A 13790-nucleotide genomic window follows, 5' to 3' on the forward strand; every position below is an offset into this window, starting at 1 on the left:
CTCAAGCGAAGTTCCGCGATCACGACGGCGGCTGTTGGTCGGCGGCGGCTAGCTCGAGCTGCGTCGCGCCGTGCTGAAGCGGCGCTGGTACGCGGCCGGCGAGATCGCCAGCTCGCGAGCGAAGACTCGACGCAGACTCTCGTAGCTCGGGAAGCCGGCGCGCGCAGCCGCCTGCGTCGCGGTGTGGCCCTGGTCGAGCAACGCCTTGGCCAGGTCGAACCGGATCAGCTCCACGTACCGTGTCGGCGTGGTGGCCAGTTCGTCGTGGAAGAGCCGGGTGAGGTGCCGCGGGCTCACGTTGAGGTGCCGAGCGAGTTCGGCGAGGGAGTAGTCGCCGGACGGATCGGCCGTCACCAGATCGACGATCGTACGCAGCGCCGGCGTTCTCGGCGGCGGGCCCTGCAGAGGGACGGAGAACTGCGACTGACCGCCCGAGCGCTGCAGGTACACGACGAGGTGACGGGCCGCGTTCCGGGTCAGCTCGGGCCCGTGGTCCTCCTCGACGAGTGCCAGCGCCAGGTCGATGCCGGCACTCACGCCCGCCGACGTGTACGTCGTACCGTCGCGGACGTAGATCGAGTCGGGCTCGACCGTCGTCGAGGGGTGCCGGTCGGCGAGTTCGTGTGCCACCTTCCAGTGCGTCGTGGCCCGCTTGCCGTCGAGCAGTCCGGCCGCGCCCAGGACGAACGCGCCCGTGCAGATCGATCCCACCCGGCCCGCACGTGCAGCCAGTGTGCGGGCCGCCTCGACCACGTCGCGGTCGATCGCGGTTCGGGGGTAGACATCGCCACCGGCGACCAGGAACGTGTCGGCGGCCGGCGCCGCGCCGGTGTCGCCGTCGACATCCATGCGGATGCCGATCGACGAGGTGACGGGCTGACCAGTCGGCGACACCAGTACCACCTGGTACTCGGCGCCCAACCGATTGGCTTCGGCGAACACGTCGGCCGGACCCGCGATATCGAGCAACTTGACGCCGTCGTACACGAGGATCGCCACCTGGTGCGGCCCGGACGACACCTGTGGGGCAGGCGTGTCCGGATGCGGGTGGTTCATGGCCGTACCGAGGCGGCGCGCGAGACGGGGAGTGCGTGACCGTGGAGACCGGGCGAACCGTTCGCCGCAACGACACCGGAAAGTGCAAGGTCCATGACCGAGATCATCGCAGCAGTGCGCATCCCCGAGACACCAGCGGCCGCCGAAGCCGCGCAGTGGGTCCGCGAGCACTCCAGCCCGCTCATCTATCACCACTCCCGGCGGGTGTTCGTCTTCGGGATGCTGCACGCCCGGCTGCTGGGGCTGGAGCCGGATCCGGAGCTGGTCTACCTGTCCGCCCTCTTTCACGACGCCGGCCTGCTCACGCCGTTCTCCGGTACCGAGCAGCGGTTCGAGCTGGACGGCGCGGAACACGCCCGCCGGTTCCTGCTGGAGCGCGGATTCAGCAAGGGCGCGGCGGATGTGGTGTGGACGGCCATCGCGCTGCACACGACGCCGGAGGTGCCCAGCCGGATGGGGCCGGAGATCGCCGTCACGACGTACGGCGTGATGACCGACGCGATCGGCTTTGGTCTCGACCAGCTGGAACCGGCGGACGTGGCGGCGGTGACGGCGGCCGATCCGCGCGGGGATTTCAAGCAGGAGTTCCTGCAGACGTTCGTCGACGCGCTGAAGGACCGGCCGGACACCACCTTCGGCACGATGAACGCCGACGTACTGGCGGAATTCGTACCGGGCTTCCGTCGGCTCAGCGTGGTCGACCGCGTCCGGTCAGCCCCCTGGCCGACCTGAGCCGCCACGCGCCGAGCTCAAGATCGACAACCGGCCGGCAACTCGACGTTGCTCCATTTGCCGCAAACCCACGGGCCGTAGGCCCAACCCGAACAATCGGAGGAATCGTGACGAACACGCAGCGGGTCAGCATCGACAAGCAGCACCCGACCGCCTACAAAGCCCTCATCGCATTGTCCGTGGAGGCGGAGAACAACGCCGCCGCGGCCGGCCTCGACCCGCTCCTGGTCGAGCTGGTGAGGATCCGCGCTTCCCAGATCAACGGCTGCGCGTTCTGCCTGCGCATGCACACCGGTGATGCCCGGAAGAAGGGCGAAAATCCCGACCGGATCGCCGTACTGCCCGCCTGGGAGGAGACCGGCTACTTCTCCGAGACCGACCGCGCCGCCCTGCGCCTGACCGAAGCGATCACCCTCGTGTCGGACGGGCACGTCAGCGACGCCGACTACGACGCCGCCGCGGCCGCCCTCACCCCGGTCCAGATCTCGGCCGTCGCCTGGCTGGTCACAGTGATCAACGCCTTCAACCGCGTCGCCATCACCAGTCGGTACCCTGTCGCCGGCTGACCGCGAGGGCATCGCGGCCGTCGCCAGGCGCCAGCAGGCTGGTCGCCTTCGCGATGGCCTCACCGGAACCACCGAAAGTAGACCGTAAGGGTCGTCGCCAAGTCATCAGCCATGCTTGGCTGGTGTGTGGTCGTTCGTGAGTGGACGAGAGGAGGAGGGGATCACCGGTTGGTGGCCCTGACAGCTGATGAGCAGTGCGCGGGTGGTAATCGTGGGTGCGGGGTTTGCGGGGTATCACGCGGCGCGAGGGTTGCAGCGGGTCGCGCCTGAGGCCGAGATCGTGCTGATCAATCCGACCGACTACTTCCTGTACCTGCCGTTGCTCCCCGAGGTCGCGGCCGGGGTGCTGGAACCGCGGCGGATCTGCGTGTCGCTGCCGGACCGGCTACCGAAGGTGAAGCTCAAACTCGGCATGGTCACGGCAATCGACATCAACGGCCACGGCGTCGAATGGGTCGACCCCGAAGGGCGACGCAGTACGGCGGAGTTCGACCGGCTGGTGCTGGCGTCGGGCAGCGTGAACAAGCTGCTGCCGATTCCCGGCGTCGCCGAGTACGCACACGGTTTCCGGAGCATCTCCGAGGCGCTGTTCCTGCGCGACCACATCACCCGTCAGCTGGAACTCGCGGCGGCGACCAACGACCGCGACGAACGCGACGCGCGATGCACTTTCGTCGTGGTCGGAGCCGGATACACCGGCACCGAGGTCGCCGCCCAAGGCCAGCTGTTCACCCGCCGGCTGCTCAAGCAACTACCCGCACTGCGCAACCAGCGGGTGCGCTGGGTGCTGGCCGACCTCGCGGACCGACTCCTGCCGGGACTCCACCCGCGGATGTCAGCAACCGCCGAGCGCGTACTACGCAAGCGCGGCGTCGACGTCCGCACCGGCGAGTCCGTCGAGTACGCCGCGCCGGACTGCCTGCGGATGACCAAGGGCGAGGAGATCCCCACCCGATCGCTCATCTGGTGTGTCGGGGTACGGCCGGACCCGTTGGTCGACGGGCTCTCACTGCCCATCGATCGCGGCCGGCTCCGGGTTCACGAGACGCTCGTCGTAGAGGGCCGCTCGCACGTGTTCGCCGTCGGGGACTGCGCCGCCGTCCCCGACGTCACCCGGCCCGGGTCGGTCACCGGGATGACCGCGCAGCACGCCCAGCGCCAGGGCAAGCTGGTCGCCCGCAACGTCGCCGCCTCGCTGGCAGGCGCCGACCTCGAGCCGTACAAGCACCACGATCTCGGCTTCCTGGTCGATCTCGGCGGATGGCAGTCGGCCGCCAACCCGCTCGGGGTCCCGCTGTCCGGGCTCCCCGCCAAAGCGGTCACGCGCGGATACCACCTGCTCTCGCTGCCGGGGAACCGCACCCGGACCGCGACAGACTGGGCGATCAACACCATCATGCCGCCGCAAGCGGTGCAGTTCGGCCTGATCGGCGCCGACCAGGTACGCCTCGACTGCACCGCCCCCAGCTGACGGTCCGGGATCGGTCCAGCACGGTGTGGCAAGACGCCGATCGGCGCGCTGAAGAGTTCAGTCACCCAGCCTTCATCCGACGACGAGGTAGATGCTGACGGCAACTGATGGTCCCGTGACCTGGCGCGGGTTCCTTAACTAGCAAGGAGTTGAACTCCTCGCCACATTTCCAATCTATAGCGCACGGGGGGACTTGCCGCAAGCCCCGGGTCGTGCTGGAGAATCCTCGGCCTTGGCCGGAACCCGCGGGAACTGGGAGGGATGCGCAGGGCCGCGGAACAGCCGGCCGGAAGGCAACTTCGACCCAGGGGATTCATGTTTGACGTGATCATTGCCGGCGGCGGACCGACCGGCATCATGCTGGCGAGCGAACTGCGATTGCACGGCATCGGTGTGCTCGTGCTCGAACGGCTGGCGGAGCCGACCAAGGAGATCCGCGCGCTCGGCCTGCACGTCCGCAGTCTCGAGGTGCTGGACCAGCGCGGCCTGCTGGACCGGTTCTTCGAGCTGGGCCAGCAGTACCCGGTCGGCAACCACTTCGCCGGCATCACCAAGCCGCAGCCGGTGCGCCTCGACACGCCCTATCCGTTCACTCTCGCCATCAAGCAGCCGGTCGTCGAGCGGCTGCTGATCGAGCACGCCGCCGAAGTCGGTGTCGAGATCCGGCGCGGCTGTGAGCTGGTCGGGCTGAGCCAGGACGACGAGGGAGTGACAGCCGAGCTGTCAGACGGCAGACAGGAACGGTCGCGCTACCTCGTCGGCTGCGACGGCGGCCGCAGCACCGTGCGCAAGCTGCTCGGCATCGACTTCCCCGGCGAGCCGCCGCATACCCAATGGCTGACGGGCGAGATGAAGGTGACCGCTCCGCTGGAAGAAGTGGTTGCCGTGGTCACCGAAATCCGCAAGACCGATCTGCGGTTCGGCGTCGGGCCGTCCGACGGAGATCTGTATCGCGTCGTCGTACCGGCCGCCACCGTGGCCGAGGACCGGACGGTTCCGCCCACCATGGACGAGCTGAAGCAACAACTGCAGGCGTTCGCCGGCACCGACTTCGGCGTGCACTCGCCGACCTGGCTGTCCCGTTTCGCCGACGCGACCAGGCTGGCCGAGCGGTACCGAGACGGCCGCGTGCTGCTGGCCGGCGATGCGGCGCACATCCACCCGCCACTCGGCGGCCAGGGCCTCGGCCTCGGGATGCAGGACGCCTTCAACATCGGCTGGAAATTGGCCGCCCAGATCAAGGGCTGGGCGCCGGAGGGACTGCTGGACAGCTACGAGACCGAACGGCGCCCGGTGGCGGCCGCCGTACTGGACAACACCCGCGCGCAGAGCGAGCTGATGTCCATCGAGCCAGGTCCGCAGGCGGCGCGCCGGCTGGTGTCGGAGCTTATGGAGTTCCCGGAGGTGCAGACCTATCTGATCGAGAAGATCACCGGGCTCGGGATCCGCTACGACTTCGGCGAGGGCCATCACCTGCTCGGCCGACGGATGCGGGACGTCAACCTGAAGAGCGGCCGGCTCTACGAGCGAATGCGTACGGGCCGCGGGCTGCTGCTCGACCAGACCGGCCGGCTGTCGGTTGCGGGCTGGGAGGACCGGGTCGACCACGTGGTCGACGCCAGCGAGGACCTGGACGTCCCCGCCGTACTCCTGCGCCCGGACGGCCACGTCGCCTGGGCCGGCGAAGAGCAGCAGGATCTGCTTCCCCACCTGCGCACCTGGTTCGGCTGATCACTCAGCAGAAGAGGGCGCAGGACAGCCGACTTCGCGTGCAGCCGCGATGAGCTCACCCGCCGTTGACAGGGCCGCTGACGCGAATTACGGTCATTGCCGTTATCAGCCGGCAGCTAGGGGCGATCATGCACAGAAGACAATTCCTGGGTCTTGCAGCCGGTGCCGGTGCGGCGGTTTCGCTGCCGAGTGTGCGGGCGGTCGCGGCCGGCGGCTGCAGCCCCACCCCGCTCGGCCCGGGCATCATCTCGGCCCCGCTGGTCGGAGCCACCCTCGACGGCGACGACCTGTATCTGGTGACGCGAGGGCTGCAGCCCGCCGTGATCGGCCGGTTCGATCTCGCCTCGCGCACCATCGTGGCGCACCAGACGCTGTCGACCGGCACCGGCGGCTGGGGAGCGACCGTCTCCGGCGGCAAGGTGTACGTCGGGATGTACCCGGTCGCCGACATCCACGAGTACGACCCGGCCACCACCCCGGCTCCTGCTGAGCTACCGCCGGCCGTGTGAGCGATCTGGGCGGCGTGGCGGCGGCTCAGCTGGAAGGGCGGGTGGCGGGTCTAGGGTGAAGTGGTGGAGTTGCACCTGAACCTGGTGGGGCGACGGGAGTTGGCTGGGCAGATCTACCGGCAGATCCGTGATCGGATCCTGGCGAATGAGCTGCGCGCCGGAGCGACGGTGCCGTCGACGCGCGAGCTGTCCGGCCGGCTCGGTGTGTCACGCAATACCGTCGCCGTGGCGTACGACCGTCTGGTTGCCGAGGGCTTCCTCACCAGCCGAACAGGCGTCGGTACGACCGTCAACGGCGTACCACCATCGGCGCGGGTGGCTGCCGACCCTCCCAGTGCGCCGTTGCGGGCTCGGGCGGCGTGGGACCTGATTCCCGAGTTCGACGACCTGTCGGCTGCCGCGCCGGCCTACGACTTCCGAGCCGGTATTCCGGACGCGGGCGAGTTCCCGTACGCCGCCTGGCGCCGCCTCGTCTCCGACGAACTACGCCCGCGCGCGGTCGGTCGTGGCGCTCATATCACTCCGGCCGGACTGCTGCCCCTCCGGGAAGCACTCGCCCGACATGTCGCGGTGTCCCGGGGCGTGCGCGCACGGGTCGAAGACCTGATCGTCACCAGCGGTATCCAGCAGGCAGCCGACCTGACGGCGAAGGTACTGCTCGAACCCGGCGATACCGTAGCGGTGGAGGATCCGGGGTACGACCCGCCGCGGCTGCTCTTCGAAGCCGCCGGCGCCCGAGTGGTTGGCGTCCCGGTGGACGGCGAAGGCCTGGTCGTCGATGCGCTGCCCGACGACGCACGGTTGGTCTACGTGACGCCGTCGCATCAGTTTCCGCTGGGCATGGCGATGTCACCGACGCGGCGAACGGCCCTGCTGCAGTGGGCCGAACGAGTCGGAGCTGTGATCGTCGAGGACGACTACGACAGCGAGTTCCGGTACGCCGGGCGGCCGCTCGAGCCGCTGCACAGTCTCGATCCGAACGGCCGCGTGATCTACGCCGCCTCCTTCTCGAAGGTGCTGCTGCCGACGCTGCGGCTGGGGTTCTTGGTTGTTCCACCGACGCTGGGTGCTGCGTTCCGCAAGGCCAAGCAGCTGACCGATTGGCACACGGCGGTTCCACTGCAGTCGGCGCTCGCGCGCTTCGTCGACGACGGCTCCCTGGCGCGGCACATTCGGCGGATGCGGCGCCTGTACGCCGAACGTCATCACACCATGAGGGAAACGCTGTGGCGCGAGTTCGACGGGCTGTTGGAACCGGTGCCGGCGATGGCCGGCCTTCATCTCTCGGCCACGATCGCCGCCGGCGGCCCGATGGACACGGGCGTCGTCGCGCGTGCCAAAGACGCCGGGGTCGGGATCGACTCGCTGTCGAGGTTCGCGATCAGGGAACGCCGCAACGGCCTGCTGATCGGGTACGGCGGGATCCCGGTCAACCACATCGCCGACGGACTGCGGCTGCTGCGGCAATGTCTGCCGGTGCCGTGACCTTTTCGCGACCGGTCCAGGTCGATCGGTGCGGTTCTGGCCCGTGGCAGGGCGTGCCCGGCTGACTAGCGTGCTGACCGACAGTCCTCCGGGCTACCGATCGGCAGGTCAGGCATCATGCAGTTCACGATCAAGCACCTCGTCGGCGTCGCTGTCGTCGCCGCAACTGCCGCGGCACCACTGGCGCCCGCGGCCGCCGGCCACAGTGACCGGCGCTGCGCGCAGCGGTTCGACGCCGCCCAGCGGCAGGACATGGAATCGTTCCGCGACTTCAAGGCCGACGAGTGGCGGGCGGTGCACGACACAGAGGCGATCAGCATCGACCCGAGCGGCAAAGCGGCGTACGGCATCGAGCAGATCATGGCCGGCGCGAAGACCCACTTCGAGCGCAAGTGGGCGATCTGGTCGTGGACCGAGCTGTCGCGGCGGGTCGACGGCTGCCGTACGGCGGTGATCGTCTACGACGCGACGTACGACATCCCGTCCATTGACTACCACCAGCGGGCGCTGACCACGGTCACCTACACGTACAAGCACGGTCACTGGCTGGGCGTCCTGGACCAGGGCACCTACCTGGACGCCCCAAGCTGACACCCTCCCCCGCGGGCCGGGCCACCACCTCCCGAAGTGGCCCGGCCCGCGACCTCGGCATCGGGCGTGGTCCACGTACCGACGGTCTACCTGCATCGCGGTCATCGTCGGCGGCTAGTGAGAGAGGCCCGGAGATGGTTGCGTCGGATGGCTCATCAGGTCGGCAAGCCGGACGGTGGTTCGGCATCCTCGGCCCGGTCGAGGTAGTGATGGACGGGCGACCTGTCGAGTTGCCGTCGCATCGGCCGCGGGTGCTGCTGGCAGCACTCCTCCTGCGACCGAACCGCACGATACCGGTCGGTCAACTGATCGATCTGCTGTGGCGGGACGACGAGCTTCCCAGCCGGCCCCGCAGCGCACTACAGGTCTATGTGTCACGGCTGCGCGCCGCCCTCGGTGACGTCGACCGGAGATTGATCAGCACCGACGGGACCGGCTACTGCATCCACTTGGACGTCGAGCAGCTTGACCTGACGGAATTCCGCCGACTCGTCGAACAGGCTGAGACAGAGTCCTCCGCCGAGATCAGGGCAGCCCTGCTGGCGGAAGCCTGTGAAGTTTGGCGCGGTGAGCCGCTGGCTGATCTCGACACCCAAGCGTTGACGCGGAACGGGGTTCCCAGGCTGCTGGAAGAACGTCTGCACGCCGTCGAACTCCACCTGGAGGCTCAGATGGAACTCGGACAAAGCGCGGCGGTGATTCCGCGACTACTGGAACTCGTGGGACGGCATCCCACCCGGGAGCATCTCTGGGCGATGCTGATGCGTGCACAGCACGCTGTCGGTCGACCGGCGGACGCGTTCGCGACGTACAGCGACGTCTCGCGGCGCCTGGCCGACCTGCTCGGGGCCGGCCCCGGGCCCGAGTTGCGAGAGCTGCATCAAGCCTTGCTGGCCGTGACCGAGCCGGGTAGCACCGTCATCCCACAACAGCTCCCTATCGGACTCCGAGCGTTCACCGGCCGGACCGCTGAGCTCCGAAACCTCGACGAGATGCTGCACGACGATCGCCGGTCCGGCGTGGTGCTGCTCATCGGCCCAGCGGGAATCGGCAAGACAGCCTTGGCGGTCCAGTGGGCCCGGCGCATCGCTGACCGATTCCCCGACGGCGTCCTGTATGTCGATCTGAAGGGCTTCGCGCCCTCGGCAGAGCCGGCCGAACCGGCGGACGTGCTGAACCAGTTCCTCGTTGCCTTGGGGCTTTCGCCCGACCAACTCGCAGTCGGGGACCAAGCGACGTTGTTCCGCAGCGTTCTCGCTGATCGTTCGGTGCTGGTCGTGCTCGACAACGCCCGGTCCGCCGACCAGGTCCGGCCGCTGCTGGCCACCGGTCCGAACTGCCTCACTTTGGTCACCAGCCGCAGCGAACTGGTCAGCCTCGTCGCAGCGGAGCAGGCCCGTCCGGTCCGGTTGGATCTGTTGACGCCGGCCGATGCCAGGCAGCTACTGGCGGCGCGAGTCGGGTCGGATCGCCTGAGTCAGGACGCAGCCGCGATCGACGAACTGACCACGCGGTGCGCCGGTCTCCCCCTGGCGCTCACCCTGGTCGCCGCCCAACTCGAACTCCGGCCGACCTGGCCCCTCGACAAGGTGGTGTCCTCGCTGCGGGACGCTCCGCTCGACGCGCTGACCTGTGACGACAGCGAGGATCCGCGCACGAGCGTCTCGTGGCCCTACCGCCACTTCCAGCCCAATGCAGCGCGCATGTTCCGCGTTCTCCGGGTACCGGCAGCCGGCGGCGCCCCCGCCGTCAGCGATCCGACGACCATAACCCGGGGCCGGGTTGGTATCGAACTGTCCGCAGCGCCGGCCGGCCGCCGTTCCACTCACGGGTACGGGTGACCTTGTCCGGTTGCAATCAGGGTACGAAGGCTGTCACTCATCAGGTGCTGCCACGCCGTGGAGCACCTCTCGTAACACTCCAGGTCGGACTGGAGCCCGATGTGGGTGAGCGTGACGGCCGAGCCTCCATCCTCGGCCGCGACGTCGAAGACGATGCGCGTGCCGATCCACTCGCGCTGGTCGTCGAGGCCCTCGATCCGAGCATCCAGCACGTCCCACACGACCTGCTTGCCAGGGACAACATCGGCCAGCCGGATGCGACACCAGTGCACACCGGCTACCTCGAAGGTGAACTCGTCACCCCGGCTGTTGGTGCTGCCCTCGATACTGCGGGACCACCATCCGCGCGCGTCGAGGATGGCCTCGACGACCACGTCGGGTGCGGCGTCGGTCATGAATCCCGTGGAGAATCTTCCCGACGTGCCCAGATCGCGCTCGGCGGCGGTGCGGGCAGTGCCTTCCGCGTTCGGTTGTCCCTGTCCCGTGGCGACCAGGCCGTACAGGCTTTCGCCGATATAGAAGTTCCACCCCTGGCTGCACGCGTCGTAGCACTCGTACTCCGGGACGAGTCCGTGATGGGTGAACCTGAGTTCGGTGCCGTCCTGCACCTCGGTGATCTCGAAGCTGACCGTCGTACCGACCCATTCGGTCTTGTCCGCCACGAAGTTGAAGGAGTTCTCCACAACAAGCCACTCGACCAGCTTGTCGGGAACGACCTGGGTCACCCGAAGACGACAGAAATGGACATCCTGGTAGCGGTGACGGAACTCGTCGCCCACCTTGGCGGTGTCGCCCTGGATGCCTTCGGACCACCAGGACCGTGGATCCAGAACGGCGGCGAACACCTCCCTGGGTGTCTTGGCGATGATGAGGCTGGTCGTGTAGCTGTTGCCGACGGTCATGACGTTGTTCATTCCCTGCTCCCTGCAGTCAGGTGCTTTCTTCTGCGGATGCCCGGTGCGCTCCGGTGCCTCAACACTCGCCGAATAACTGGGGTCAGGGCCAACACCTGTTGTCCGCCGATTGACAACAGAATGTGCGTTAATGGTGCGGTGGACGACCTGGATATCCGGCTGCTGCGCTACTTCGTCGCGGTGGCTGAGGAGCTGCATTTCGGCCGCGCCGCGCAGCGACTGTTCATCGCGCAACAGGCACTGAGCCGCGACATCCGCCGGCTCGAAGACCGTTTGGGTGTCAGGCTGCTGGATCGGACCACTCGCCAGGTCGAGCTGACGCCGTCCGGCCAGAAGTTCCTGGCCCGTACTCGGGAGTTGCTGAAGCTGCACGACCAGGTCGTGCGAGAACTCCGCGGCGAGGCTCCGTCCTTGACGGTGGACGTGGTCGGCCCCGGCCTCAGTCCTGCCCTCGTGCTCGCCGCCGCACGGCTGCATGCGCCCGATCTGGAGTTCTTCGCCCGCTTCCATACCGGTGGTGAGGACGCGATACCGCTGCTCCTGGCGGAGCGACTCGACGTTACCTTCGGTCGGATACCCGGTACGGCGGATGGTCTGCGGCAACGCCTCGTACGGTACGAACCGCTGGCCGTGTTACTACCTCACCTGCATCCACTGGCCGAGCTCGCCGTCGTACCGCTGGAGTCCTTGCGTGGTACTGCACTGTGTTCGCGGGCGGGGAATCACGCAACGCCGGGCTGGGAGCACGCCGTACGGCAACTCCTGGCGTCGATCGGGGTCGATCCCGCCGGCGCACATCCGCACGTCGAGGGGAACGACGAACTCGGGCAGCACATCCGGAACCGGAATGCGCCGATCTTGACGATGAGTACGCAACGGCCCGTTGCCGGTGCTGTACTACGTCCACTCGTGGACCCCGTTGCCCTGTATCCGTGGACGATGATCTGGCGGGCCGATCTCCGCCACCCCGGCCTCGACGCCCTCCACCGAGCAGTCGACGAGCTGTCGAGTACTGACTGGTTGGCAGTTCCAGACGGAGCATGGCTGCCTGAGCCCGAAGCCACCGCACGCTGACCGGTCCCCATAAACACACGCGGCTTTCATTTCGCTTTCATCAAAGCCCCAATTCGACCGCTGTAGAAAAGGATCGCGACCGCCACGCATGATTCTTTCCCTTGCGCTACTTGTAGGCGACTGCTGCGCTTGCGGGACCTGTGAGGGGCAGGACCTCGACGTTGCGGAAGCCTGCCTCGCGGCACCATTCGGCGAAATCGGCGCCGGTGAAGTCGAACGCGTCACCGAACTCGATCAGCATGTTGAGCGACATCATCAGTCCGAATGAGTTCTCGCGCCGGGCGTCGTCGATCAGGTTCTCGATGACTATGTAGGCGCCGCCGTCGGGGAGCGCCTCGTAGGCCGCCCGGACCAGGCGCTGTTTCCGTTCCAGGTTCCAGTCGTGGAGGATCATGCCCATCGTTATCACGTCCGCTTGCGGAAGCGGGTCGGCGAAGAAGTCACCGGAGGCGATGCTGATGCGGTCGTCCAGTCCCGCTGCGGCGACTGCCCGCTCGGCGATCGGCGCTACGACGGGCAGGTCGAAGGTCGTCAAGCGCAGGTGTGGGTGGTGGCCGGCGAGCACGGCGCACAGCTGTCCGGTTGCGCCGCCTATGTCGCAGACAGTCTTGTAGCGTGAAAAGTCGAACGTCTCGGCGAGCGCTTCGAAGTTGCCGAGCGACAAGCCCGTCATCCCCTGCATGAACTGCTCGAGTCGCGCCGGGTCGCCGTAGAGCTCCTCGAACATCGGCTTACCCGTGTGCTTCACCTCATTCTGTGGCTTGCCCGTTTTGAGCGCCTCTGTCAGGTCGCCCCAGAAGCCGTAGAGCCGTGCATTCGACATCTCGAGGATGCCGCCTATGTACGTGGGGCTTCGCTTGTCGAGGAAGGCCGCAGTTTCCGCGGTGTTGCAGTAACGGCCTTCACTTCCTTCGCCGTCGCGTTCGAGGAACCCGAGCGCGACGAGCGCGTCGAGGAAGTCGTGAATCCCACGCGGATGAAGGCCAAGCGCGTCGCGGATCGCCTCGGCGGTCATCGAGTCGTCGCCGAGCTCTGTGAAGAGTTCGAGCTCGACGGCCGAGAGGAGCGTCTTCGACGGCCAGAACCCCATGCCCACCTGCATTATGTGAGAGGGGTCGAGTTGCGTCTGCGCCATAGATTTCTCCGTAACTGGGTCAGCGAGCAGCAGGCGGGCCCCGCAGGCGCGGTGGAGACAGCTGACCGAATCCGCGGACGTCTGGTGTCTGGACCAGAGCGCCGGACCTGTCATCGGTCAGCTCTTTGCGCGGCAGGATTCGCCTTGGATTCGGGTGACGAAGTGGTCGGTCTCGAAGTGTTGGCTGAGGTAGGTGAAGCCGGTTGCGCCTTCGTAACGGCCAGTGCCGCCGGTGAACTCCTGGGTGCCGCCGGCGTGGCCGAGGCCGGTGGTGGTGTTGACGTTGCCGATGCTGGTCTCGAGGGCCGTCAGCGTCGCCCCGTCCTTGAAGGTGTACGTGATCGTGCCGCTGACTGCGCGATAGCCGGGTGATGTCGACGGTGGATCGGCACGGGAGCCGAGCACGAACACGGTCTTCGCGTCGAAGCCGTGTTTACCGCGGGCGGTGCCGATGACGCAGGCCTGGGCCGGGGGCGGGCAGCCCTCCGTGACGACCTTGTCGTAGATCGTCGCGTCGATCTGCTCGCAGCGGGGCGAGGCGTTGGCCATGGATGTGCCGACGACGACGCAGGCAGAGGCGATCGCGAACGAGGCGATGCGCAGGGATCTCATCCGGCCTCCTGGTGATGGGTGTCCGCGGCAGCTTAGGAACGGCGCCGACCCGGTGGCACGGCCGGTTCGAGCT

Annotated in this window: 13 protein-coding genes; 9 read left to right on the forward strand and 4 right to left on the reverse strand. The window is 67.7% G+C overall.

The features are described 5' to 3' along the window. Nucleotides 1-48: 48 nt before the first annotated feature. Complete coding sequence (locus EV137_RS11290) at nucleotides 49-1056, reverse strand: GlxA family transcriptional regulator (protein ID WP_202870889.1); 1008 nt, start codon at nucleotides 1054-1056, stop codon at nucleotides 49-51. A 93-nt stretch (nucleotides 1057-1149) separates the two neighbouring features. On the opposite strand from EV137_RS11290, the gene EV137_RS11295 reads away from it, so the two are divergent. The 8 genes from EV137_RS11295 to EV137_RS11330 all read left to right on the forward strand — a co-directional run bounded on the left by EV137_RS11295 (nucleotide 1150) and on the right by EV137_RS11330 (nucleotide 9982). Beyond that, the gene (locus EV137_RS11295) at nucleotides 1150-1788 is read left to right on the forward strand and encodes an HD domain-containing protein (protein WP_134128331.1); all 639 of its coding nucleotides are present in this window, start codon (nucleotides 1150-1152) and stop codon (nucleotides 1786-1788) included. A 107-nt stretch (nucleotides 1789-1895) separates the two neighbouring features. Further along, nucleotides 1896-2354, forward strand: coding sequence for a carboxymuconolactone decarboxylase family protein (locus tag EV137_RS11300; RefSeq protein ID WP_134000834.1), 459 nt, complete (start codon nucleotides 1896-1898; stop codon nucleotides 2352-2354). A 211-nt stretch (nucleotides 2355-2565) separates the two neighbouring features. Then, complete coding sequence (locus EV137_RS11305; protein ID WP_238175227.1) at nucleotides 2566-3825, forward strand: NAD(P)/FAD-dependent oxidoreductase; 1260 nt, start codon at nucleotides 2566-2568, stop codon at nucleotides 3823-3825. Nucleotides 3826-4140: 315 nt separating this feature from the next. Then, nucleotides 4141-5556 (forward strand): rifampin monooxygenase, encoded by a 1416-nt coding sequence (rox, locus tag EV137_RS11310; protein WP_134128335.1) that lies wholly within the window; start codon nucleotides 4141-4143, stop codon nucleotides 5554-5556. A gap of 128 nt (nucleotides 5557-5684) precedes the next feature. After that, on the forward strand, nucleotides 5685-6065 hold the full coding sequence (locus EV137_RS11315; RefSeq protein WP_134000840.1) for a hypothetical protein: 381 nt from the start codon (nucleotides 5685-5687) through the stop codon (nucleotides 6063-6065). A 63-nt stretch (nucleotides 6066-6128) separates the two neighbouring features. Continuing rightward, nucleotides 6129-7550: a MocR-like pyridoxine biosynthesis transcription factor PdxR gene (gene pdxR / locus EV137_RS11320; protein WP_134128337.1), complete on the forward strand. Its 1422-nt coding sequence runs from the start codon at nucleotides 6129-6131 to the stop codon at nucleotides 7548-7550. 117 nt (nucleotides 7551-7667) lie between these two features. Then, complete coding sequence (locus EV137_RS11325; RefSeq protein ID WP_134128339.1) at nucleotides 7668-8141, forward strand: hypothetical protein; 474 nt, start codon at nucleotides 7668-7670, stop codon at nucleotides 8139-8141. A 209-nt stretch (nucleotides 8142-8350) separates the two neighbouring features. Then, the gene (locus tag EV137_RS11330; protein ID WP_166679830.1) at nucleotides 8351-9982 is read left to right on the forward strand and encodes an AfsR/SARP family transcriptional regulator; all 1632 of its coding nucleotides are present in this window, start codon (nucleotides 8351-8353) and stop codon (nucleotides 9980-9982) included. Here the strand turns inward: EV137_RS11330 and EV137_RS11335 are convergent. Continuing rightward, the gene (locus EV137_RS11335; protein ID WP_238175228.1) at nucleotides 9967-10896 is read right to left on the reverse strand and encodes an SRPBCC family protein; all 930 of its coding nucleotides are present in this window, start codon (nucleotides 10894-10896) and stop codon (nucleotides 9967-9969) included. The two genes, EV137_RS11330 and EV137_RS11335, sit on opposite strands and share 16 nt — an antisense overlap. 138 nt (nucleotides 10897-11034) lie before the next feature. Between EV137_RS11335 and EV137_RS11340 the strand changes: the two genes are divergently transcribed. Then, nucleotides 11035-11970, forward strand: coding sequence for a LysR family transcriptional regulator (locus EV137_RS11340; protein ID WP_238175229.1), 936 nt, complete (start codon nucleotides 11035-11037; stop codon nucleotides 11968-11970). Between the two features lie 106 nt (nucleotides 11971-12076). Here EV137_RS11340 and EV137_RS11345 read toward each other — a convergent pair whose 3' ends face one another. Then, a complete protein-coding gene (locus EV137_RS11345; RefSeq protein ID WP_134128345.1) occupies nucleotides 12077-13105 on the reverse strand; it encodes a methyltransferase in 1029 nt (342 codons plus the stop codon). 117 nt (nucleotides 13106-13222) lie between these two features. Continuing rightward, entirely contained in the window at nucleotides 13223-13717 is a 495-nt protein-coding gene (locus tag EV137_RS11350; RefSeq protein ID WP_134128347.1) for a hypothetical protein, read from the reverse strand. Nucleotides 13718-13790: the final 73 nt, after the last annotated feature.

It is taken from the genome of Kribbella pratensis (assembly GCF_004366075.1).
GTDB classification, from domain to species: Bacteria; Actinomycetota; Actinomycetes; order Propionibacteriales; family Kribbellaceae; genus Kribbella; species Kribbella pratensis.

Bases quoted from the DNA above. Each gene is read 5' to 3' on its own strand.
- EV137_RS11295 (WP_134128331.1), top strand. From the start codon at position 1,150: ATGACCGAGATCATCGCAGCAGTGCGCATCCCCGAGACACCAGCGGCC.
- EV137_RS11350 (WP_134128347.1), bottom strand. From the start codon at position 13,717: ATGAGATCCCTGCGCATCGCCTCGTTCGCGATCGCCTCTGCCTGCGTC.
- EV137_RS11325 (WP_134128339.1), top strand. From the start codon at position 7,668: ATGCAGTTCACGATCAAGCACCTCGTCGGCGTCGCTGTCGTCGCCGCA.
- EV137_RS11330 (WP_166679830.1), top strand. From the start codon at position 8,351: ATGGACGGGCGACCTGTCGAGTTGCCGTCGCATCGGCCGCGGGTGCTG.
- EV137_RS11335 (WP_238175228.1), bottom strand. From the start codon at position 10,896: ATGAACAACGTCATGACCGTCGGCAACAGCTACACGACCAGCCTCATC.
- EV137_RS11345 (WP_134128345.1), bottom strand. From the start codon at position 13,105: ATGGCGCAGACGCAACTCGACCCCTCTCACATAATGCAGGTGGGCATG.
- rox (WP_134128335.1), top strand. From the start codon at position 4,141: ATGTTTGACGTGATCATTGCCGGCGGCGGACCGACCGGCATCATGCTG.
- EV137_RS11315 (WP_134000840.1), top strand. From the start codon at position 5,685: ATGCACAGAAGACAATTCCTGGGTCTTGCAGCCGGTGCCGGTGCGGCG.
- EV137_RS11290 (WP_202870889.1), bottom strand. From the start codon at position 1,056: ATGAACCACCCGCATCCGGACACGCCTGCCCCACAGGTGTCGTCCGGG.